This is a genomic window from Piscinibacter gummiphilus (genome assembly GCF_032681285.1).
Lineage (GTDB): Bacteria > Pseudomonadota > Gammaproteobacteria > Burkholderiales > Burkholderiaceae_C > Rhizobacter > Rhizobacter gummiphilus_A.
This window is the reverse complement of the sequence record NZ_CP136336.1, coordinates 1,592,011-1,612,499: the sequence shown is the minus strand read 5'-3', so window position 1 is coordinate 1,612,499 and position 20,489 is coordinate 1,592,011. Positions and strand designations below refer to the sequence as shown.

The window sequence follows — 20,489 nt, the reverse complement described above, 5'->3', positions numbered from 1 at the left end:
CCCATGCACCCGTTGATCAGCGCCGCCGACCTGCAGGAACTGCTCGCCCGCCGCCAAGACACCGTGCTGCTCGATTGCAGCTTCGACCTCGCCGACACCTCAGCCGGCGAGCGGGCTTACGCCGAAGCCCACCTGCCGGGCGCCCGCTACGCCCACCTCGACCGCGATCTGTCGGCCGCCAAGACCGGCCGCAACGGCCGCCACCCGCTGCGCGACCGCACGGCCTATGCCGGGTGGATGGGCAGCGTGGGCATCACCCCCGGTACCCCGGTCGTCGCCTACGACCGCCAGGGCGGCATGTTCGCCGTGCGCGCCTGGTGGGTGCTGCGCTGGATGGGCCATGACGAGATGGCGGTGCTCGATGGCGGCCTGCCGGCGTGGCAAGCCGCCGGTGGCGCGGTGACGGCCGACACCAACGCCGCGCAGCCCGCAGCCCCGTACCCCGACCTCCCTCCGGCAATGCCCCGCATCGACGCCGCCCAGCTGCAACCCCGCCTCGGCGAGGTGCTGATGCTCGATGCCCGCGCGCCCGAGCGATACCGCGGCGACGTGGAGCCGCTCGACCCCGTCGCCGGCCACATCCCCGGCGCGCTGAACCGCTTCTTCAAGGACAACCTCCAGCCCGACGGCCGCTTCAAGCCCGCCGACCAGCTCCGGCGCGAGTTCGACGCCCTCGTCACCGACGACCGCCCGGTGGTGCACCTGTGCGGCTCCGGCGTCACCGCCTGCCACAACCTGCTCGCGATGGAAGTGGCCGGCTTCGGCCGTTCACGCCTGTACGCCGGCTCGTGGAGCGAGTGGTGCAGCGACCCGTCCCGCCCGATGGTGCAAGGCGCCGCCCCGTAGGCGTTGACCTACGCCAGCTCGCAGCTCAGCACGGTTGACCGCCCTCCGCGGCGGGGATAAGTTCGCGCCGAACGCCTCCGTTCGCCACTGGAGCTGATCATGTTCAAGCGCATCCTGGTTCCCACCGACGGCTCGGACATCACCAAGAAGGCCCTGGCCTCCGCGGTGGCGCTGGCCAAGTCCGTCAACGCGAAGCTGTACACCCTGAGCGTGAAGGAACCCTTCCCCTACAGCGCGATCTCCGAGATGCAGCCCACGCCACCGCAGGAGTTCTTCGACGCGCAGGAGCGCATCGCCGCCGCGCGGGTGAAGGAAGTGCGAGACACCGCCGAGCTGAGTGGCCTGCAGTGCGACGCACAGACGGTTGAAGCCCTGCACCCCTGGGAAGCCATCATCGACCACGCCAAGCGCCACGAGTGCGACCTGATCGTGATGGCCTCGCACGGCCGCCGCGGCGTGACGGCGTTGCTGCTGGGCAGCGAGACACAGAAGGTACTGACACACACCAACATCCCCGTCTTGGTGGTGCGCTGAGTTCCCTTGGGCGTCAGTGGTGATGCAGCCCCTTCACCACCAGCGCGATCGTCACCATGCCCACCGCCAGCCACGCCAGCTGGGCGAGGGTGTCGCGCATCGACAGGCGGTGCTGCAGTTGCGGGATGAGGTCGGCCACCGCCACGTAGATGAAGCTGCTCGACGCCACCACGAGCAGATACGGGAACAGGTCGACCCACGGGCCGACGATGAAGTAGCCGAGCACCCCGCCCGCCACCGCCGCGAGGCCTGACATCGCGTTGTAGAGCAGCGCCTTCGAGCGGCTCAGGCCCGCATTGAGCAGCACGATGTAGTCGCCGACCTCCTGAGGAATCTCGTGGGCGATGATCGCCAGCGCGGTGACGATGCCCACCTGTGTGTCGGTGAGGAAGGCGGCCGCGATGATCACGCCGTCGCAGAAGTTGTGGATGCTGTCGCCCAGCAGCACGCTCCAGCCGCCGCGGCCGGCCTGCTGTTGGTCGAAGTGGTGATGGTGGTGGTGCCCGTCGCCCTCGTGGTGGTGGCTGTGGCGGTAGAGCTCGGCCTTCTCCAGCAGGAAGAAGAAGATCAGGCCCGCCAGCAGCGTGGCAAAGAGCGCCTGCGGGCTCGCCTTGCTCTCGAAGGCCTCGGGCAGCACGTTGAGCAGGGCGGTGGCCAGCAGCACGCCCGCCGACAGGCTCACCAGGTGGTGCACCACGCGGCTGAGCACGCCCACCGTGAGGCTGGCGGCGATCAGCACCGAGAGCAGGCCGCCGGCGAGCGTGGCCGCGAGGATGTAGAGGAGCGTCATCGGATCACAAAAAAAGCCGCGCACCGTGCGCGGCTTGCGGTCTGGAGCAAAGCGGGTTTCAGGCCACCCCGTTTGCCTTGAACCACGCCACCGCGCGCTTCCATCCGTCTTCGGCGGCTTCCTTGCGGTAGCTCGGCCGGTAGTCGGCGTGGAAAGCATGCGGCGTGTCGGGGTAGACCACGAACTCCGACTTCTTCGCCGCAGCACTGCCCTGGCTCAAGGCGGTTTTCATCTTATCAACCGTGTCAACCGGGATGCCCGTGTCGGCGCCGCCATAGAGGCCCAGCACCGGGCCGTGGAGCTTGCCCGCCACCTCGATCGGGTGCGTGGGCGTGAGCGGCGTGCTGTTGCCCACGAGGCGGCCATACCAGGCCACGCCGGCCTTCACGGCGGGGTTGTGCGCGGTGTAGAGCCAGGTGATGCGCCCGCCCCAGCAGAAGCCGGTGATGCCAAGCTTCGCCGTGTCGCCGCCTTGGCCCTGGGCCCAGGCGACGGTGGCGTCGAGGTCGCGCATCACCTGCTCGTCGGGTGTCTTGGCGATCACCTCGCTCATCAGCCTGGCGATCTCGGTGTACGACTTGGCATCGCCCTGGCGCACGAAGAGTTCCGGTGCGATGGCGAGGTAGCCGAGCTTGGCGAAGCGGCGCGCCACGTCGGCGATGTGCTCGTGCACGCCGAAGATCTCCGACACCACGAGGATCACCGGCAACCCCGTCTTGCCGGCCGGCGCTGCGCGGTAGGCGGGCATCTTGAAGTCGCCCACGGGGATGGTCACCTCGCCTGCGGTCAGGCCGGCGGTGTCGGTCTTGATCGTCTGTGCGGTCACCGGCAGCACGGCGGCGGCGAAGCCGCTGCCCACGGCCGTCTGCATGAAGCCGCGGCGGTTGAAGTCGCGGCTGGGGGTGAGGCTGTCCAGGTCCTTGCTGAGCATGCGGGTCTCCGAAGGGGGGTGGAAGGAGCGCGCGATTCTAGGAAGCGGCGTGAAACAGTGCACAGCGAGGGTCACACCCCGCGTCTGCGGGGGCGCCGCGCCCCGCCTCGAAATGCGGCACTTTTCGCGCGGCGGCTGTGGCTCGTGCGCCCGCGCCCTTGCGCGGGCCCGCGGCAGCGGCAATCCTCGCCCATTCGCTGCATTGCCCTGCCCGTCACACCGTGCGAGAAACCCTGGTCTCCGTCGTCGACAGCGCGCCTCCGACCGAGGCGGAGGCGTCCGAGCTGGCCGGCTCGCCGGCAAAGGACCTGCGCGGCCGCCTGCGCGCGATGCAGGTGCAGGCGGTGCTCACACTCACGCCGGTGGTGGTGGTGTCCAACCTCGTCGGCGCGAGCACCCTGTGCTGGACCTTCCGCGACACCGCCCCGCTCCCGGCCCTGCTCGGCTGGGCCGCCCTGGTGCTGCTCGCGGTGTGCTGGGGCGCACGCGCGTGGTGGCGCGGTCGTGCGTCACCGACGCCCGCGCAGGCGTCGCGCCGGGCCACCGACCGCGTCACGCTTCACGCCACGGTGCTGGGCCTGCTGTGGGGCGTGCCCCTGCCCTTCTTCACCACGGTGGCGTCGCCCTCGCAGTTCCTCGTGCTCACCGCCATCACGGTCGGCATCGTCTGCGCGGGCGCCACGGCGCTCGCACCGATCCGCCGCGCCGGCACGGCCTTCCCGCTGCTGGTGGCGGTGGGCGCCGGGGTGGCGCTCGGCCAGCTGCGCTCCGACGCGGCCGGCACGCTGGCCGTGCTGCTGCTGGCCTATCTGCTGGTGATGCTCTACGGCGTGCTGTCGTGGTCGCGCATGTTCAAGGCCCGCATGGTGGCCGAGCTGCGCGCCGAAGAGCACCGCGAGACCATCGGCCTGCTGCTGCGCGACTTCGAGCAGAACGCAGCCGACGTGCTGTGGGAAGTCGACGCCGAGGGCCGCCTCGTGCGCGTCTCGCGCCGCATGGCGCGGCTTTTCAGCCGCTCGCAGAGCGCCCTCGAAGGCCGGCTGCTGGTCGACGTGCTGGCGCGCCGCCAGCGCCGCCTGCCCATCGGCAGCGCGGCCGAAGGCGCCGCCGCGCTCAAGAAGCTCGCCAAGCACCTGGAAGACGGCACGCCCTTCGGCCACATCGAGCTGCCGGTGTGGCTCGCGCAGCGCACGGTGTGGTGGTCCCTCACCGCCAAGCCAGTGGACGGCGGCGGCTGGCGCGGCGTGGTCGCCAACGTCACCGCGGCACGCGAGGCGCAGCAACACGTGTGGCAGCTGGCCCACTTCGACGCCGTCACCAACCTCAGCAACCGCCACCGCTTCCGCATCGAACTCGACAACGCGCTCGACAGCGTGCGCCAGACCGGCGAGCAATGCGCGGTGCTGTGCCTCGACCTCGACGGCTTCAAGACCGTGAACGACGCCCTCGGCCACGACATGGGCGACATGCTGCTGCGCGTGGTCGGCCAGCGCCTCGAAGCCTCGCGCCGCACCGGCGACATCGTGGCGCGCCTGGGGGGCGACGAGTTCGGCCTCATCGTGCGCGAGATCAACTCGCCCGACGAGGTGGCGCTGGTCGCCGGCCGCGTGCTGTATGCGCTGAGCAAACCCTGCGAGATCGGCGGCGTGACCGTGCCGCTCGGTGCGAGCCTGGGCATCGCCCTCGCCCCGCGCGACGGGCTCGAGGCCGATGTGCTGCTCAAGCACGCCGACCTCGCCCTCTACGCCGCCAAGGCCGCCGGGCGTGGCCAGTTCAGCTTCTACACCGAGAGCATGGAAGCGCGCGTGGTCAAGCGACTCGGGCTGGAGCGCGCGTTGCGACAGGCCATCCCCGGCCAGCAGCTGCGCCTTGTCTTCCAGCCGCAGATCCGTCTCGACGACAACCGCGTGAGCGCCTTCGAGGCCCTCGTACGCTGGACGCACCCCGAGCTGGGCGAAGTGCCGCCGCAGGAGTTCATCCCCGTGGCCGAAGAGGCCGGGATGATCCACGACATCGGCAAGTGGGTGCTGCACCAGGCCTGCAAGGAGGCGCGCGCCTGGCCCGACCGGGTGCGCGTGGCCGTCAACCTCTCGCCGCTGCAGGTGATGGCCCGCGACCTGCGAGCCGACGTGGCCCACGCGCTGGCCACGAGCGGCCTGCCGCCCGAGCGCCTGGAGATCGAGATCACCGAGTCGGTGCTGATGGGCGACAGCCACATCACCCTCGCCAAGCTGCATGCCTTGCGCGAGCTGGGCGTGCGCATCGCGCTCGACGACTTCGGCACCGGCTACTCCTCGCTCGCCTACCTGCGCCGCTTCCCGTTCGACCAGCTGAAGATCGACCGCAGCTTCGTGCGCGAGATCGTCACCCGCCCCGACGCGCGCGCCATCGTGCGCGCCACCATCGAGATGGCCAACGCGCTGCGCATGGAGACCCTCGCCGAAGGCGTGGAAGACGAACGCGCCGTCGAGGTGCTGCGCGAGCACCACTGCGGCTCGGTGCAGGGCTTCCTGATCTCGCCGCCGATCCGCAACGACGACGTGCTCGATTTCCTGCGCGCCCGCAGCGAGGCACCCGAGCCCGCACCTGCCGCACAAAGCGATCGCCACGTGGCCTGAATGTCACACCGGTGCCCGCACAATCGCGGGCATGACTGACTCGCTCCCGCCGCAACCCGGCGTGCTCGCGGCCATCGACATGGGCTCCAACAGCTTCCGCCTGGAGCTGGCCCAGGTGAGCCCCGGCCGCTACAAGCGCATCGACTACCTGAAGGAGACCGTGCGCCTGGGCGCCGGGCTCGACGAAAACGGCCTGCTGACCGAAGACGCTATGCAGCGCGGCCTCGCGTGCCTGCAGCGTTTTGCGAAGCGGCTTGCCGGCATCCCGGCCGAGCGCATCCGGGCCGTTGCCACGCAGACCTTGCGTGAAGCACGCAACCGCGATGCCTTCCTCGTGCGGGCCCATGCGGCGCTCGGCCAGCCGATCGAGGTGATCTCGGGCCGCGAAGAAGCCCGCCTCATCTTCGCCGGCGTGGCACGGCTGCAACCGTCGGACGACTGGCGGCTCGTCATCGACATCGGCGGGCGCTCCACCGAGATGATCCTCGGCCAGGGCCGCGCACCCTTGCGCGCCGAGTCATTCCAGGTCGGCAGCGTGAGCCTGTCGATGCGCTACTTCGGCGACGGGCGCTTCACCGAAAGCGCCTTCCGCGCCGCGCAGGTGGCGGCTGGGGCCGAGCTGGAAGAAGCGCTCGTGCCCTTCGCCTCGCGGCACTGGAAGGAAGCCCTCGGCTCCTCGGGCACCGCAGGGGCCGTGTCGCAGCTGCTCGAGGCCAACGGCATCACCGATGGCGTGATCACGCCCTATGGCCTGCGCTGGTGCATGGAGCAATGCCTGCGCGCCGGCCGCGTCGACAAGCTCAACCTGCCCGGCATGAAGGAAGACCGCCGCGCCGTCATCGGCGGCGGGCTGTCCATCCTCTACACCCTCGCCACCCACTTCGACATTGCAGAGCTGCAGCCCGCCCGCGGCGCCCTGCGGCAAGGCGTGATCTACGACCTCGACGAGCGGCTGGGCGCCACGGCCGGCCCCACGCTCGGCCATGACGTGCGCGACGTTTCGGTGGCCGAACTGCAGCGGCGCTTCGAGGTCGACGTGCCGCAGGCGCGGCGCGTGGCAGACGTGGCGCTCGCCCTGCACGCGGCGGTGGCCCCGAGCGCCGACCCGGCACTGGCCCGCGAACTCGGGTGGGCTGCCGCTCTGCACGAGCTGGGCATGGTGGTCTCGCACCATGACCACCACCGCCACAGCGCCTACCTGCTGGGCCACGTCGACGCGGCCGGCTTCTCGCAATCTCAGCAGCGCCGCCTCGCCGACCTGGTGCTGGCGCAACGTGGCGGCTTGCGCAAAGTGGAAACGCAACTCGGGCAGGAGAGCTTTGCATGGCAGGCCCTGTGCCTGCGCCTGGCGATCATCCTGTGCCATGCCCGCGTGGGCGTGGAACTGGAGGCCCTGCACCTGCAGCGACACGGCACGCAGGCCGAAGTCGCGGTTAAGCCCGAGTGGGCGGCGGCACACCCGCGCACCCTGTTCCTGCTCCATGAAGAAGCGGCGGTGTGGGAGCGCAGCGGGGCGATACGGCTGCAGATCCGGGCTTGAGCTAACGCAAGGCCTTTGCGGCCGGCCCGGCCTAGCCTGGGGCCCTCCACCACACAGAGGGCAGGAACCATGCCGCATTCGATCAAGTGCCTCGCCGCCATCTGCGCCGGCCTGTGCCTGGCCGCCGCCGCAAGCGCGCAGCAACTCCCGCGTTCGTTCGAGGCTTCACCCGACGTCTACAAGGTCATCGCCCAGAACGAGCAGTACAAGGTGATCGCCGTCACCTGGAAGCCTGGGCAGAAGGACGTTCTGCACGCCCACCCGGCGAGCGCCGTGTACTACCTCACCGATTGCCGCCTGCGCGTGCACGCACCCGACGGCAGCTACCGCGACGCACTGCCGGCTGCCGGGTTCGCGCTGGTGCAGTCGCCCATCCCAGGCCACGTCGTCGAGAACACGGGCTCCAGCGACTGCAGGCTCGTGATGTTCGAGCCGTCGTGACAGCTCAAAGGCAGTCGGGTGACTGCACCGCCTGCAGCACCACCTGGCTGCCCGTCTCGCGCTCGCGGCTGCGCAGCCACCAGACGGCGCCCTTCTTGATGACCCAAGTCTGCGCGACTTCGCCCAGCAGCAGGGCCGCCACGTGGCCCAGCGTCGGCTGATGGCCGACGATCAGCACCGGCTCGTTGGACTCGGGCCAGCGTGCGGCGGAGAGCACCGCGGTGGCCGAGGCATCGGGTGCGATGGCCTTCACCGTCTTGAAGCTGCGGTCGAGCGCCTTGGCCGTCTGCTGCGTGCGCAGGGCCGGGCTCACGAGGATGCGTGTGGAATGCGCCAGCCGGTGGTTCAGCCACTCGGCCATGCGCTGGGCCTGGCGCTCGCCTTTCGGTGTGAGTGGGCGATCAACGTCGGCCAGGCCTTCGCGCTCGGGCACCGCTTCGGCATGCCGCCACAAGATCAGGTCCATCGGTCTCAGCCTCCCGCTGCGTAACGTTCCATCAGGGCGCGCTGGGCGCTCGGGCCGTCGGGGCCCACCCGTTCGTACTCACCGTCTGCGCGGAGTTCCCAGGCGTCTTGCCGATCATGCAGGTAGGGCACCAGGCACTCGTCGATGACGCGCTGGCGCATCTTGGCGTCGCGCACCGGCCACGCCACCTCGATGCGGCGGAACATGTTGCGGCTCATCCAGTCGGCGCTCGACAGGTAGAGCGCTTCATCGTCGTCGCCCGTGCCCCAGCGGAAGTACAGGACCCGTGAATGCTCCAGCAGCCGGCCCACCACCGAGCGCACGCGGATGCGGTCGGTGACACCCGGAATGCCCGGCGGCAGCATGCAGGCGCCGCGCACGATGAGGTCGATGCTCGCCCCAGCCTGGCCGGCCGTGATGAGCGCGTCGATCAACGGCACGTCGGTGAGCGCATTGACCTTGGCGACGATGCGTGCCGGCTTGCCCTCGCGCGCCGCCTGCGCCACCTGCTCCACCAGCCTGAGCATCTGCTTGTGCAAGGTGAACGGCGCCTGCAGCAGCTGCTTCATCGGGCGGGTCTTGCCGAGGCTTGCGAGCTGCTGGAAGACGGCGTCGGCGTCCGACGTCAACTCCGGGTCGGCCGTGAGGTAGCCCACGTCGGTGTAGAGCCGCGCGGTCTTGGGGTTGTAGTTGCCGGTCGACAGGTGCGTGTAGCGGCGCAGGCGGTTGCCTTCGCGGCGCGTCACGAGCAGCAGCTTGGCGTGGGTCTTGAGGCCCACGATGCCGTAGACCACCTGCGCGCCCACGGCCTCCAGCCGCTCGGCCCAGTTGATGTTGGCCTCTTCGTCGAAGCGGGCCTTCAGCTCCACCACCGCCATCACTTCCTTGCCGCGGCGTGCAGCTTCGATCAAGAGGTCCATCAGCGGCGACTCGCTGCCGGTGCGGTAGATGGTCTGCTTGATGGCGAGCACGTCGGGGTCTTCGACCGCCTCGCGCAGGAACTGCACCACCGGCTCGAAGGACTGGTAGGGGTGGTGCATCAGCACGTCGCCAACTTCGCTCAGGTGCTTGAAGATGGATTCGTCACGCGACAGCCGCCGCGGCCACGAGGCCTCATGCGGCGGGAAACGCAGGTGCGGCGCGTCGGCCGCGTCGATCAGCGCGTTGAGCCGCACCAGGTTCACCGGGCCGTTCACGTGGTACAGCGCGGCCTCGGGCAAGGCGAACTGCGCGAGCAAGAACGCCGACAGCTCCGGCGGGCAGGTGTTGACCACCTCCAGCCGGATGGCCTGGCCGAAGTGGCGGGTGGTGAGGCCCGAGCGCAGGGCCTGGCGCAGGTTGACCACGTCTTCCTCGTCGACCGCGAGGTCGGAATCTCGCGTGAGCCGGAACTGCGAAAACGCCTCCACCTCGCGACCCGGGAAGAGCTCGGCCAGGTGCGCACGGATCACGCTCGTGAGCAGCACGAAGCTCTGGCCGCCGCCGGCGATCTCGTCGGGCAGTCGGATCACCCGCGGCAGCACGCGCGGCACCTTGACGATGGCGATGCTGTTCTCGCGGCCGAAGGCGTCCTGGCCACCCAGGCGCACGATGAAGTTGAGCGACTTGTTGGCCACCTGTGGAAAGGGGTGCGACGGGTCGAGCCCCACCGGCACGAGCAGCGGGCGCACCTGGCGCTGGAAGAAGTTGTCGACCCAGCGGCGCTGCGCCTCGTTGCGGTCACCGTGGTTCAGGATGCGGATGCCCTCGCGCTCCAGCGCCGGCATGACCTCGTCGTTGAAGCAGCGGTACTGGTCGTCGATCAGGCGGTGCGCATCCATGGCCACCACCTCGAGGTCGCGGTTGGACACCCCGGCCCCCGGCTGGCGCGCCGCCTCGATGTAGTCGGCGAAACGCACCTCGAAGAACTCGTCCATGTTGGACGACACGATGCAGATGTAGCGCAGCCGCTCCAGCAGCGGCACGTCGTCCCGCCGCGCCTGGGCCAGCACCCGGCGGTTGAAGGCGAGGATGGAGCTTTCGCGGTTGAGCAGTGCAAGCGTTCTTGTCGTGGGCACCGGGGTCATGAGACCAGTCTATGAAGGTTTTGCGACGATTTGGTGACAGCCTCGGCGCTCGCATGACAGCTCGGCACGAGATGGCTGACGAATTGATGACACACCTCGGCCCAGTCGAATTGCATCGCCCGCCGGCGGGCCGCCTCGCGCGGGATCTGGAGCGCGGCAAGCGCCGCCACGCGCAGATCGTCGTGCAACACGCCACCATCGTGTTCGTCGTGCTGCGGGTCGACCACGTCGAGCGGGCCGGGCACCGGGAAGGCGGCCACCGGCGTGCCGCAGGCCATCGCCTCCAGCATCACCAAACCGAAGGTCTCCGAGCAGCTCGGGAACACGAACGCATCGGCGGCGCTGTAGATCTTCACCAGCTCGGGCCGGGGCACCACTCCGCGCCAGTGGACATCGGAGTACTTGCGCTTGAGCGCTTCTTCGAGCGGGCCGACGCCGTAGACGAGCTTCGAACCCGGCAGGTCGAGCTTCAGGAAGGCCTCGAGGTTCTTCTCGTAGCTGACCCGGCCCACGTAGAGAAAGACCGGCCGCGGCAGGCCGAGGTCGGCCCCCTCGAGCGGCTTGAAGAGGCTCAGGTCCACTCCGTGCGACCACGCCTTGAGCGGCGAGAACCCATGCCCGCGCAGGATGTCGAGCATGCCGGCGGTGGGCACCATGATCCCGCTGGACGGCGCGTGGAAGCGGCGGAACCAGGCGTAGCCCCAGCGCTCGGGGATGTGCAGTGCCTTCGCGAGGATGTCGGGAAAGCGGGTGTGGAAGGCGGTCGTGAACGCCCAGCCGCGCTTCAGGCAATGCGCCCGTGCCGCCGAGCCGAGCGGCCCTTCGGTCGCGATGTGGATGGCATCGGCCTGCGCTTCATCGAGCATCTGCGCCACCTTGCGGCCCGGCCGCCAGGCCAGCTCGATCTCGCGATAACCCGGGCAGGGGAAGCGCTTGAACCCCGTGGGCTCGACCAGCACCACCTCGTGCCCCAGGGCAGACAAGCCCTCTTCCAGCTCGACCAGCGTGGTCACCACGCCATTGACCTGCGGCCGCCAGGCGTCGGTGACGAGGGCGATCTTCATGCGGCGACCTCGGCCACCACCACCGGCGCCAAGTGGCGCGAGCGCATCTGCTCGGCCCAGTCGACGATCTCCAGCCGGCCGTCGGCCTGCTCGGCCAGCGCGGTGAGGCTCTCGACCCAGTCGCCATCGTTGGCGTAGGTGATGCCATCGATCTCGCGCAGCTCGGCATGGTGGATGTGCCCGCACACGACACCCTGCACGCCTCGCCGCCTCGCCTCGCGTGCCACGGCGTTCTCGAAGTCGCCGATGAAGCTCACCGCGCGTTTGACCTTGAGCTTCAGGTACTTCGACAGGCTCCAGTACGGCAGCCCCATGCGCGCCCGCAGCGAGTTGAGGTGGCGGTTGAGCTTGAGCGTGAATTCGTAGAGCGAATCGCCCACATGCGCCAGCCACTTGGCGCACTGGATCACGCCGTCGAAGTAGTCGCCGTGCATGACCCAGAGCTTCCGGCCGTCGGCCGTCTCGTGCACCCACTCCTCGGCCACGTCGATGCCGCCAAAGTTGTGGCCGACGTACTTGCGCGCGAATTCGTCGTGGTTGCCGGGGATGAAGATCACCCGTGTGCCCTTGCGGGCCTTGCGCAGGAGCTTTTGCACCACGTCGTTGTGGGCCTGCGGCCAGTACCAGCTGCGGCGCAGCTGCCAGCCGTCGACGATGTCGCCCACGAGAAAGAGCGTCTCGCACTCCACATGCTTCAGGAAGTCGAGCAGCGCCATGGCCTGGCAGCCGGGCGTGCCCAGGTGCAGGTCGGAGATCCACACGCTGCGGTAGTGGCGCTTGTGCTCGCGGGGAGCGTCATCCCCCGGGAGGTCGGCGGCGGCCGGGGCCCATGCTTGAAGGAATGCTGCGTCACGTTGCATGGACCCACATGGTCCGCGTGATGAATGACCGTGCCGTGGCGTGGCTGTGAAGAATGCATGACCGCCCCGCGCCGGATAATCCGCGGATGCATTTGCTGATCCCTTACGCCGCGCCGCATTCCGAGCGCGGCATCGCGGCGCTGCGCAGCCTGAAGCTGCCCCATCTGAGCCGCCTGCTGGGCCGCCTGCGCCCCACCGAAAGCCTCGGCAGCGACGAATACAGCCTCACCCCGCCCCACGAACTGGCCCACGCGCAGGCGTTGGGCTGGGCGGCCGACGACGGCAGCTTCCCCTGGGCGGCACGCCAGGCCGCTCGCGACGGTGTCACCATCGGCAACAAGGCCTGGGGCCTGCTCACGCCGGTGCACTGGCATGTGGGCACCGATCACGTCACGCTGCCCGACCCGGCCAACCTGCACCTGAGCGCCCAGGAGTCGCACACGCTCTTCGAAGCGGTGAAGCCGCTCTTCGAGACCGAAGGCTGGGAGATGGCCTGGGGTGCGCCGATGCGCTGGTACGCAGCGCACGAGTCGCTCGCTGCACTGCCCAGCGCCAGCCTCGACCGCGTGATCGGCCGCAACATCGACCTGTGGCTGCCCACGTCGCCACAGGCCCGGTTCATCCGCCGTCTGCAGAACGAAGTGCAGATGCTGCTGTACCAGCACCCGCTGAACGACCACCGCGTGGGCCTCGGCGCATTGCCGGTCAATTCGTTCTGGCTCAGCGGTTGTGGGCGGGCGCAGGCGGAAACCTCGCCCGTGCCGCAGGTGGCCGACGGCCTGCGCGGCCCGGCGCTCGGGTCCGACTGGGCCGCCTGGGCCGACGCCTGGCGCGCACTCGACCAAGGCCCCGTGCAGGAAGCCCTCGCGGCCGCACGCGATGGCCAGCCGGTCACGCTCACGCTCTGTGGCGAACGCCGCGCCCAGCGCTTCGAGCCGCAGCCGCTGACGCTCTGGTCGCGCCTGAAGTCGCCCACGCCCGCCGTGGGGCCCCTGCTGGAGGCCCTGTGAGCACGCCCACCCTGCGCCTGCGCGAGGTGCCGCCCCGCACCGTGTGGGCCCTCGAACAGGCGGGTGTGCACCCGCTGCTCGCGCGCCTGTACGCCGCGCGTGGCGTGCGCAGCCCCGACGAGATCGACGATGCGCTGGCCAGCCTCGTGGCGCCCACCCAGCTCCTGGGCACGCAGGCGGCGGCAAGTTTTCTCGCCGATGCCATCGCCGCACGGCGCCGCATCTGCATCGTGGCCGACTACGACTGCGACGGCGCCACCGCCTGCGCCGTGGCCCTGCGTGGCCTCGCGCTCCTCGGCGCCGAGCCCGGCACGCTGTGCCACGTGGTGCCCGATCGGGCCGTGCACGGCTACGGCCTCACGCCGGCCATCGTCGACCTGGCCCTGCAGAAGCAGCCGCAGGTGCTGCTGACGGTCGACAACGGCATTGCCAGCCTCGCGGGCGTGGAGCACGCGCGCCGCCTGGGCCTCGACGTGGTGGTGACCGACCACCACCTGCCCGCCAAGGATGCCGACGGCCAGGTGCAGCTGCCGCCAGCCACGGTGATCGTGAACCCCAACCAGCCCGACTGCGGCTTCCCGAGCAAGAACCTCGCGGGCGTGGGCGTGATGTTCTACGTGCTGCTGGCGCTTCGCAGCGAACTGCGTGCGCGCGGCGCGTTCACCGCCGAGACGCAGCCGCGGCTCGATGCGCTGCTCGACCTCGTGGCCCTCGGCACCGTGGCCGATGTGGTGAAGCTCGACGCGAACAACCGGCGGCTCGTCGCCCAGGGCTTAAAGCGCATCCGCGCGGGCCGCATGCAGCCCGGCGTGGCCGCGCTCTTCAAGGCCGCGGGGCGCGACGCCTCCCGCGCCACCGGCTTCGATTTCGGCTTTGCACTCGGGCCGCGCATCAACGCGGCGGGGCGCCTGTCCGACATGTCGCTCGGCATCGAATGCCTGCTCACCGACGACCCGGCCCGAGCCACCGAGCTGGCCCAGCTGCTCGACACCATCAACCGCGAGCGTCGCGACGTGGAAGCCGGCATGCGCGAACAGGCCGAGGCGATGCTCGCGCGGCTGATGCCCGCAGGCGATGCACCACCGGCGCTTGCGATCTACGACCCCGACTTCCACGAAGGCGTGGTGGGGATCGTGGCCTCGCGCCTGAAAGACCGCGTGCACCGCCCCACCTTCGTCTTCGCGATGGGGCAGGACGGGCTGCTCAAGGGCTCGGGCCGCTCGATCAACGGCTTTCACCTGCGCGACGCGCTCGACCTCGTCAGCAAGCGCCACCCCGGCGTGCTGAAGAAGTTCGGCGGCCACGCGATGGCCGCGGGGGCGACGCTCGCCGAGCAAGACTTCACGACCTTCGTCGACGCCTTCCAGCGCGTGGCCACCGAGTGGCTCGACGCCGCCACGCTCTCGCGCACGCTGATGACCGACGGCCCCTTGCCGGTCGAATACTTCAACCTCGACACCGTGCGATCGCTCGACGCGCAGGTCTGGGGCCAGGCCTTCGAGGCGCCGCTCTTCAGCGACGAGGTCGAGATCGTCTCGCAGCGCCTCGTCGGCGAGAAGCACTTGAAACTGGCCGTGCGGCATGCCGGCGCGCTACGCGATGCGATCTGGTTCGGCCACAGCGAGCCCCTGCCCGACCGCGTGACGCTGGCCTACCAGCTGCGCATCGACGAATACAACGGCCAGCAGCGTCTGCAGATGATCGTGGAAGCGGCACGCTGATTGCCGCTCGGGTTTGCCGCCACCGATTACCACTCGCGTCACAAGGTTGCATTCGGTTGCCGGCAAGGCGGCGCCGGGCGGACTAACCTGTTTGGTGCCTCGGAAAACGGCACGGGATCCAAACATGAAACGCCCACCTTCTCAGGAAAACTCGGCAAGCGCCATCGACCTGCAGCGCCGCGCCAGCCTGGCCAGACTGACCGCCCTGTGCGCCGCCATCAGCGTGCCGCTGGTGAGTTGCGGTGGGGGCGACTCGCCGGCCCCGCCCAACGTGCCACCGGCACCTCCCCCCGGCGGTGGAAGCGGTGGCGGCGGGAACACGCCCCCTCCGCCGCCCCCACCGCCACCGCCCGCACCGGGCGTGCAGGTCACCCGACTCAACGCCGGCGCCCAGCTCCCGGCCACCCCGTGGGGCTTCGTCTTCCTCCCCAACGGGCGCATGGTCGTCACGCTCAAGGCCGGCCAGCTCGCGGTGTTCAGCGCCGACTACCGAAGCTTCGTCACCGGCTTCTCGGGCATTCCCACGGTCGACACCGAGAGCCAGGGGGGCTTGCTCGACATCGCACTCGACCCCGATTACACGACGCCTGGGTCCGACTGGGTCTACATCTCCTACGCCGAGCCCGACCGCAACATGCTCGGCACGGCGGTCACGCGGGGCCGCCTCGACCTGGTGAACAACCAGTTCCTCGACAAGCCTCCCACCCCGCTCTTCCGCCAGTTCCCGAAGACCGGCGTTCCGGCCCACTACGGCTCGCGCCTCGCCTTCGGACGCGACAAGACGCTCTTCATCACGCTCGGCGAGAAGCAGTCGTCCAACCTCGCGCAAGACCTCACCACCACACTTGGCAAGGTGGTGCGCATCAACCGCGACGGCAGCATCCCCGGCAACAACCCCGACATGGGCGCCGGCGCTCGCCCGGGCATCTGGAGCTACGGCCACCGCAACCCGCAGGGCGCGGCCATCCACCCGGGCACCGGCGAGCTGTGGATCAGCGAGCACGGCCCGCAGGGGGGCGACGAGATCAACATCGCGCGCGCCGGCCAGAACTACGGCTGGCCCAACGTCAGCTATGGCTGCGACTACGGCGCCACCACCTCCACCTGCATGATCGGCGGCGGCACCCACGCGCCCAGCTACACCGAGCCGGTGACCTGGTGGCCGGGCCCCGGCAACACGCCGCCGTACAACTCCATTGCGTGGAGCGCGATGGCGTTCTACGACGGTGCGGGCTTCCCGGAATGGCAGGGCAACCTGCTCGTCGCTTCACAAGCCGGCCAGGCACTCTGGCGCATGACCCTCAGCGGCAACACCGTCACCGCCCGCGAGCGCATCTGGGAGGGTGAGCGAGTACGCTGCGTGCGGCAGGGCCCCGACGGCTGGATCTACTTCACCACCGACGACGGCTGGCTGTACCGCATCAGCCGCTGACCGCTGATCGCCCGCTGACGCGCACTGCCAAGCCCCTGCCGGCGCGACGCCGGGAGGGCCTCCCTACAATTCGCAGGTGATCCGCAACGCCGACCTGCACTGCCATTCCATCGTGTCCGACGGCACGCTCGAGCCCGAGGCGCTCGCCGCTCGGGCCGCGGCCAACGGGGTCGACCTCTGGGCTCTCACCGACCACGATGAAATCGCCGGCCAGCAGCGAGCCCGTGCCGCCGCCCATGCCAACGGCATGGCCTACCTCACCGGCACCGAGATCTCGATCACCTTCGCCGAGACCACCGTCCACATCGTCGGCCTCGGCTTCGATGCAGACGACCCGGCGCTCGCCGCCGGCCTGCGTGCCACGCGTGGCGGCCGCGAAGAGCGAGCCCGCGAGATGGCCGCCGGCCTGGCAGCGGTCGGCATCGCCGATGCCTTCGAGGGTGCGCTGAAATACGTCGGCAACCCTGAGCTGATCTCGCGCACGCACTTCGCCCGCTTCCTCGTCGAGACCGGTGTGTGCGCCGACACCAGCGAGGTGTTCCGCCGCTTTCTCGTCGAAGACAAACCCGGCTTCGTGCCGCACCGCTGGGCCTCGCTCTCCGACGCCGTGCGCTGGATCACGCAGGCGGGCGGCATCGCCGTCATCGCGCACCCGGGCCGCTACAAGCTCACGCCAGTCCAGGAAGACGCGCTCTTCCATGAATTCAAGCAGCACGGCGGCCAGGCGCTCGAAGTCGTGACCGGTAGCCACACGCCGGCCGAGTACGGCATCTACGCCGACCTCGCGCTGGCGCACGGCCTGCTCGCCTCGCGGGGCTCCGATTTCCACAGCCCCGATGAGAGCCACATCGACCTCGGCACGCTGCCCGCCTTGCCGGCCCGTCTGACCCCGGTGTGGGACGCGCTCGGCTCGCGCGTGCAATACCCGTGAGCGCCGTCGCCGCGCATCTGCCCGCGGTGCGTCACCGTCCGCTGGCGGGCATCGGCCTCATCCTCGTGATGGGCCTGTGGTTCGTCACGCTCGACACCACCGCCAAGTACCTCGGGCAGGTGCTGCCGATCATCGTGGGTCTCTTCGCGCGTTATGCCGTGCAGGCGCTGCTGATGGGCGGCTGGCTGGCGCTGCGCCTGCTGCGCGGCGGCAGCAACCTCTTTCGCACCGCGCACCCACGCTTCCAGCTCTTGCGCGGCACGCTGCTGCTGGCGACGAGTGCGCTGCTCTTTCTCGGCATCCGCAACATGCCGGTGGCCGAATTCACCGCGGTGGGCATGCTGTCGCCGGTGCTGGTGACGGTGCTGGCGGCGATCTTCCTGCACGAGAAGGTGTCGCCGCTGCGCCTGGCGCTGGTGGCCGGCGGCTTTGCCGGCGCGCTGATCGTGGTGCGGCCTGGCGCCGGGATCTTCGGCTGGGTGGCGCTCATTCCGCTGACGATGGCGCTCGTCTACGCCGGCTTCCAGCTGCTCACGCGCCGCCTGTCGAACCTGGAACACCCGCTGACCACGCACTTCTACACCGGCCTCGTGGGCGCGCTCGTGGTGGGCGCGATCCTCGCCTTCCAACCCGCCAGCGCCTGGGACGCCGTGCGCAACGCGCCACCGTCGATCTGGGCTCTGCTGATGCTCGTGGGCGTGGCGGGCACGGTGGGGCACCTGTGCCTCATCCTCGCAGTGGGCATGGCGCCGATGGCCACGCTCATGCCCTTCACCTTCCTGCAGCTCGGCTTTGCGAGCGTCGCGGGCTATCTCGTGTTCAACCACGTGCCCGATGGCTGGGCCTTCGTGGGCATCGCGGTGGTGGGTGTGTGCGGCGCCACCTCGGTGTGGCTCAACCTGCGCGAGAGCGCCGCAGCTCAGCGCATCGCGCCGGCCGATTCGGCGCTCACCCCCGATTGACATGAACAAGCCCCCACGTCGCTTCGCTCCTGCCCCCCGAGGGGGCGCTCAGTCGCTTCGGGCGGCCGTGCGCCACTGACCGCCATGCCCCGCGTCATCGAAGTCCACCCCGAGAACCCGCAGGCGCGGCTCCTGAAGCAGGCCGCCGACATCCTGCATGGCGGCGGCGTGGCCGCAGTGCCCACCGATTCGAGCTACGCGCTCGTCTGCCACCTCGACGACAAGGCCGCGGCCGAGAAGCTGCGTCGCATTCGCGAGGTCGACGACAAGCACCATCTCACGCTGCTGTGCCGCGACCTCTCGGAGCTGGCGAGCTACGCCCGCGTCGACAACAAGCAGTACCGCCTGCTCAAGCACGCCACGCCCGGGCCCTACACCTTCCTGCTGGAAGCGACGAAGGAAGTGCCACGCCGTGTGTCACACCCCTCGCGCCGCACCATCGGCCTGCGCGTGCCGGAGCACAAGATGCTCCAGGAGCTGCTCGACGTCTTCGGCCAGCCGCTGCTGTCGACCACACTCATCCCGCCCGGCGAGACCGAGCCGTTGAACGACCCGGAAGAGATCCGCGAGCGCTTCCGCGGCCAGGTCGAGATCGTGCTGGATGCGGGCGCCTGCCCGATGGCGCCGACGACGGTGGTCGACCTGACGGGCGACGAGCCGGTATTGGTGCGCCTCGGGCGCGGCGACCCGGCGAAGCTGGGTTTGTCGGCCTAGACCTTGAGCGCCGCGGTCACCACGATTTCGATCTTCCACTCGGGCTTGGCGAGCTTCGCCTGGACCGTGGCGCGCGGTGGGGCGTCGCCGGGGGCCACCCAGTCGTCCCATACCTCGTTCATGCCGGCGAAGTCGGCCATGTCGGCGAGGAAGATCTGCGCCATCAGGATGTGGGCGCTGTCGGTGCGCGCCTCGGCGAGCAGCTTGTCGACCATCGCGAGCACCTGGCGCGTCTGGCCCTTGATGTCTTGCGTCGCGTCGTCGGGCACCTGGCCGGCGAGGTAGACGGTGCCGTTGTGGATGGCCATCTCGGAGAGACGGTCGCCCACGTGGAAGCGGCGTACAGCGTGGGTCATGTCTTGTGTCCTGTGGAGTGAGGCTTGGCGTTTGGCGTGGCCCCGGCGGCCTTCTGCCCGAGCTTGCTTTCCTTGCCGGCGAGCAGCTTCTGGATGTTGGCGCTGTGGCGCCACACGAGCAGCAGACTCATCACGGTGATGGCGCCGGCGATCACACCCGCGTCCCAGATCAGCAACTGGTAGAACGGTGCGAACACCGCCGCGACGATGGAGCCGAGCGACACGTAGCGGAAGAAGGCCACGATGATGACGAAGGTGAGCAGCGTGGCCGCACCGAGCCAGGGGTTGAAGGCGAGCAGCACGCCCGCGGCGGTCGCCACGCCCTTGCCGCCTTTGAACTTGAAGAACACCGGCCACAGGTGCCCGACAAAGGCCGCCAGGCCCACCATCGCCACCGTGCCATTGCCGAGGCCGAATCGCGCGCCATAGATCAGCACCAGCAGCACCGGCACATAGCCCTTGAGCACGTCGAACACCAGCGTGAGGATCGCCGCCGCCTTGTTGCCCGAGCGCAGCACGTTGGTGGCGCCGGGGTTGCCCGAGCCGTAGCTGCGCGGGTCCGACAGGCCCATCAATTTGCTGACGATCACGGCGAACGAGAGCGAGCCGATCAAATAGGCCGCGACCACCGCGGCGGCGGAATACAGAGTCTCCATCGAGCGAGCTGTTGTAGTGCTGGGTTGTGGCGGGATTGCAGCGGCTATTCTGCACCCGCGCACTGCACCGGCTTCGCGTTCAGCACCTCGGTCAGCACCTGTGGCGAAAGGCCGACAAGGTACCCACGCCGCCCACCGTTGATGTAGATGCGCGGCAGCGCGAGCACCGTGCTTTCCACGTAGATCGGCATCGCCTTCTTGGTGCCGAAGGGCGAGGTGCCGCCCACCATGTAGCCGCTGTGGCGCTGCGCCACTTCGGGCTTGCAGGGGCTGACCTTCTTGGTGCCGATCTGGCGCGCGAGGTTCTTGGTGCTGACCTGGCGGTCGCCGTGCATCAGCACGATGAGTGGCTTGGCGGCCTCGTCTTCCATCACCAGCGTCTTCACGACGTGGTGCTCGTCCACACCGAGCTGTCGGGCCGACTCGGTGGTGCCGCCGTGGTCCACGTAGTCGTAGACGTGCTCGGTGTAGGCCACCTTGTGCTGCTTGAGCAGCTGGGTGGCGGGGGTTTCGGAGACGTGATCTTTCTTGGCCATGGTGGGCGGATTGTC

At 69.6% G+C, this 20,489-nt stretch carries 20 protein-coding genes; 11 read left to right on the top strand and 9 right to left on the bottom strand.

The window, feature by feature from the left end; genetic code table 11:
• Positions 1–3 precede the first annotated feature (3 nt).
• Positions 4–846 carry a sulfurtransferase gene (locus RXV79_RS07720; protein ID WP_316702823.1) on the top strand — a complete coding sequence of 281 codons (843 nt, stop codon included), beginning with the start codon at positions 4–6 and terminating at the stop codon, positions 844–846.
• A gap of 99 nt (positions 847–945) precedes the next feature.
• Entirely contained in the window at positions 946–1,380 is a 435-nt protein-coding gene (locus tag RXV79_RS07715) for a universal stress protein (RefSeq protein ID WP_296721546.1), read from the top strand.
• A gap of 13 nt (positions 1,381–1,393) precedes the next feature.
• On the opposite strand, the gene RXV79_RS07710 is transcribed toward RXV79_RS07715, so the two are convergent.
• A complete protein-coding gene (locus RXV79_RS07710) occupies positions 1,394–2,170 on the bottom strand; it encodes a ZIP family metal transporter (RefSeq protein ID WP_316702822.1) in 777 nt (258 codons plus the stop codon).
• Between the two features lie 58 nt (positions 2,171–2,228).
• Positions 2,229–3,101, bottom strand: a complete 873-nt coding sequence (locus RXV79_RS07705; protein ID WP_316702821.1) for a dienelactone hydrolase family protein — start codon at positions 3,099–3,101, stop codon at positions 2,229–2,231.
• Between the two features lie 221 nt (positions 3,102–3,322).
• On the opposite strand from RXV79_RS07705, the gene RXV79_RS07700 reads away from it, so the two are divergent.
• From RXV79_RS07700 to RXV79_RS07690, 3 genes are all read left to right on the top strand, one after another.
• Positions 3,323–5,719 carry a putative bifunctional diguanylate cyclase/phosphodiesterase gene (locus tag RXV79_RS07700; protein WP_316702820.1) on the top strand — a complete coding sequence of 799 codons (2,397 nt, stop codon included), beginning with the start codon at positions 3,323–3,325 and terminating at the stop codon, positions 5,717–5,719.
• Positions 5,720–5,750: 31 nt separating this feature from the next.
• A complete protein-coding gene (locus RXV79_RS07695; RefSeq protein ID WP_316702819.1) occupies positions 5,751–7,259 on the top strand; it encodes a Ppx/GppA phosphatase family protein in 1,509 nt (502 codons plus the stop codon).
• Positions 7,260–7,328: 69 nt separating this feature from the next.
• The gene (locus RXV79_RS07690) at positions 7,329–7,700 is read left to right on the top strand and encodes a hypothetical protein (RefSeq protein WP_316702818.1); all 372 of its coding nucleotides are present in this window, start codon (positions 7,329–7,331) and stop codon (positions 7,698–7,700) included.
• A gap of 4 nt (positions 7,701–7,704) precedes the next feature.
• On the opposite strand, the gene sixA is transcribed toward RXV79_RS07690, so the two are convergent.
• Genes sixA through RXV79_RS07670 form a run of 4 tightly spaced genes read right to left on the bottom strand, consistent with a single transcriptional unit; the run spans position 7,705 to position 12,156 of the window.
• The gene (gene sixA, locus RXV79_RS07685; protein WP_316702817.1) at positions 7,705–8,166 is read right to left on the bottom strand and encodes a phosphohistidine phosphatase SixA; all 462 of its coding nucleotides are present in this window, start codon (positions 8,164–8,166) and stop codon (positions 7,705–7,707) included.
• 5 nt (positions 8,167–8,171) lie between these two features.
• Positions 8,172–10,232 carry a polyphosphate kinase 1 gene (gene ppk1, locus RXV79_RS07680; protein ID WP_316702816.1) on the bottom strand — a complete coding sequence of 687 codons (2,061 nt, stop codon included), beginning with the start codon at positions 10,230–10,232 and terminating at the stop codon, positions 8,172–8,174.
• Positions 10,229–11,296 carry a glycosyltransferase family 4 protein gene (locus tag RXV79_RS07675; protein WP_316702815.1) on the bottom strand — a complete coding sequence of 356 codons (1,068 nt, stop codon included), beginning with the start codon at positions 11,294–11,296 and terminating at the stop codon, positions 10,229–10,231. The genes ppk1 and RXV79_RS07675 overlap by 4 nt, the downstream gene beginning before the upstream one ends.
• Entirely contained in the window at positions 11,293–12,156 is an 864-nt protein-coding gene (locus RXV79_RS07670) for a UDP-2,3-diacylglucosamine diphosphatase (protein ID WP_316702814.1), read from the bottom strand. Before RXV79_RS07670 ends, RXV79_RS07675 begins: the two co-directional genes overlap by 4 nt.
• An 86-nt stretch (positions 12,157–12,242) precedes the next feature.
• Here RXV79_RS07670 and RXV79_RS07665 point away from each other — a divergent pair, with 86 nt between their 5' ends.
• The 6 genes from RXV79_RS07665 to RXV79_RS07640 all read left to right on the top strand — a co-directional run bounded on the left by RXV79_RS07665 (position 12,243) and on the right by RXV79_RS07640 (position 18,926).
• The gene (locus RXV79_RS07665) at positions 12,243–13,166 is read left to right on the top strand and encodes a hypothetical protein (RefSeq protein ID WP_316702812.1); all 924 of its coding nucleotides are present in this window, start codon (positions 12,243–12,245) and stop codon (positions 13,164–13,166) included.
• The gene (gene recJ, locus RXV79_RS07660) at positions 13,163–14,887 is read left to right on the top strand and encodes a single-stranded-DNA-specific exonuclease RecJ (RefSeq protein WP_316702811.1); all 1,725 of its coding nucleotides are present in this window, start codon (positions 13,163–13,165) and stop codon (positions 14,885–14,887) included. Before RXV79_RS07665 ends, recJ begins: the two co-directional genes overlap by 4 nt.
• 124 nt (positions 14,888–15,011) lie before the next feature.
• A complete protein-coding gene (locus RXV79_RS07655) occupies positions 15,012–16,319 on the top strand; it encodes a PQQ-dependent sugar dehydrogenase (RefSeq protein ID WP_316702810.1) in 1,308 nt (435 codons plus the stop codon).
• Between the two features lie 76 nt (positions 16,320–16,395).
• A complete protein-coding gene (locus RXV79_RS07650; RefSeq protein ID WP_316702809.1) occupies positions 16,396–17,250 on the top strand; it encodes a 3',5'-nucleoside bisphosphate phosphatase in 855 nt (284 codons plus the stop codon).
• Positions 17,247–18,212 carry a DMT family transporter gene (locus RXV79_RS07645; protein ID WP_316702808.1) on the top strand — a complete coding sequence of 322 codons (966 nt, stop codon included), beginning with the start codon at positions 17,247–17,249 and terminating at the stop codon, positions 18,210–18,212. The genes RXV79_RS07650 and RXV79_RS07645 overlap by 4 nt, the downstream gene beginning before the upstream one ends.
• A gap of 84 nt (positions 18,213–18,296) precedes the next feature.
• A complete protein-coding gene (locus RXV79_RS07640; RefSeq protein WP_316702807.1) occupies positions 18,297–18,926 on the top strand; it encodes an L-threonylcarbamoyladenylate synthase in 630 nt (209 codons plus the stop codon).
• Here the strand turns inward: RXV79_RS07640 and RXV79_RS07635 are convergent.
• From RXV79_RS07635 to ybaK, 3 genes are read right to left on the bottom strand one after another with little or no spacing between them, the layout of a single operon-like run.
• Positions 18,923–19,282 (bottom strand): RidA family protein, encoded by a 360-nt coding sequence (locus tag RXV79_RS07635; RefSeq protein ID WP_316702806.1) that lies wholly within the window; start codon positions 19,280–19,282, stop codon positions 18,923–18,925. The genes RXV79_RS07640 and RXV79_RS07635 overlap by 4 nt on opposite strands.
• A complete protein-coding gene (gene plsY / locus RXV79_RS07630; RefSeq protein WP_316702804.1) occupies positions 19,279–19,938 on the bottom strand; it encodes a glycerol-3-phosphate 1-O-acyltransferase PlsY in 660 nt (219 codons plus the stop codon). The genes RXV79_RS07635 and plsY overlap by 4 nt, the downstream gene beginning before the upstream one ends.
• A gap of 44 nt (positions 19,939–19,982) precedes the next feature.
• Positions 19,983–20,474: a Cys-tRNA(Pro) deacylase gene (ybaK, locus tag RXV79_RS07625; protein ID WP_316702803.1), complete on the bottom strand. Its 492-nt coding sequence runs from the start codon at positions 20,472–20,474 to the stop codon at positions 19,983–19,985.
• Positions 20,475–20,489: the final 15 nt, after the last annotated feature.

Coding starts and splice junctions, on each gene's coding strand:
- RXV79_RS07720 (WP_316702823.1), top strand. CDS start 4: ATGCACCCGTTGATCAGCGCCGCCGACCTGCAGGAACTGCTCGCCCGC.
- RXV79_RS07715 (WP_296721546.1), top strand. CDS start 946: ATGTTCAAGCGCATCCTGGTTCCCACCGACGGCTCGGACATCACCAAG.
- RXV79_RS07710 (WP_316702822.1), bottom strand. CDS start 2,170: ATGACGCTCCTCTACATCCTCGCGGCCACGCTCGCCGGCGGCCTGCTC.
- RXV79_RS07705 (WP_316702821.1), bottom strand. CDS start 3,101: ATGCTCAGCAAGGACCTGGACAGCCTCACCCCCAGCCGCGACTTCAAC.
- RXV79_RS07695 (WP_316702819.1), top strand. CDS start 5,751: ATGACTGACTCGCTCCCGCCGCAACCCGGCGTGCTCGCGGCCATCGAC.
- RXV79_RS07690 (WP_316702818.1), top strand. CDS start 7,329: ATGCCGCATTCGATCAAGTGCCTCGCCGCCATCTGCGCCGGCCTGTGC.
- sixA (WP_316702817.1), bottom strand. CDS start 8,166: ATGGACCTGATCTTGTGGCGGCATGCCGAAGCGGTGCCCGAGCGCGAA.
- ppk1 (WP_316702816.1), bottom strand. CDS start 10,232: ATGACCCCGGTGCCCACGACAAGAACGCTTGCACTGCTCAACCGCGAA.
- RXV79_RS07675 (WP_316702815.1), bottom strand. CDS start 11,296: ATGAAGATCGCCCTCGTCACCGACGCCTGGCGGCCGCAGGTCAATGGC.
- RXV79_RS07670 (WP_316702814.1), bottom strand. CDS start 12,156: ATGCAACGTGACGCAGCATTCCTTCAAGCATGGGCCCCGGCCGCCGCC.
- RXV79_RS07665 (WP_316702812.1), top strand. CDS start 12,243: ATGCATTTGCTGATCCCTTACGCCGCGCCGCATTCCGAGCGCGGCATC.
- RXV79_RS07655 (WP_316702810.1), top strand. CDS start 15,012: ATGAAACGCCCACCTTCTCAGGAAAACTCGGCAAGCGCCATCGACCTG.
- RXV79_RS07640 (WP_316702807.1), top strand. CDS start 18,297: ATGCCCCGCGTCATCGAAGTCCACCCCGAGAACCCGCAGGCGCGGCTC.
- RXV79_RS07635 (WP_316702806.1), bottom strand. CDS start 19,282: ATGACCCACGCTGTACGCCGCTTCCACGTGGGCGACCGTCTCTCCGAG.
- plsY (WP_316702804.1), bottom strand. CDS start 19,938: ATGGAGACTCTGTATTCCGCCGCCGCGGTGGTCGCGGCCTATTTGATC.
- ybaK (WP_316702803.1), bottom strand. CDS start 20,474: ATGGCCAAGAAAGATCACGTCTCCGAAACCCCCGCCACCCAGCTGCTC.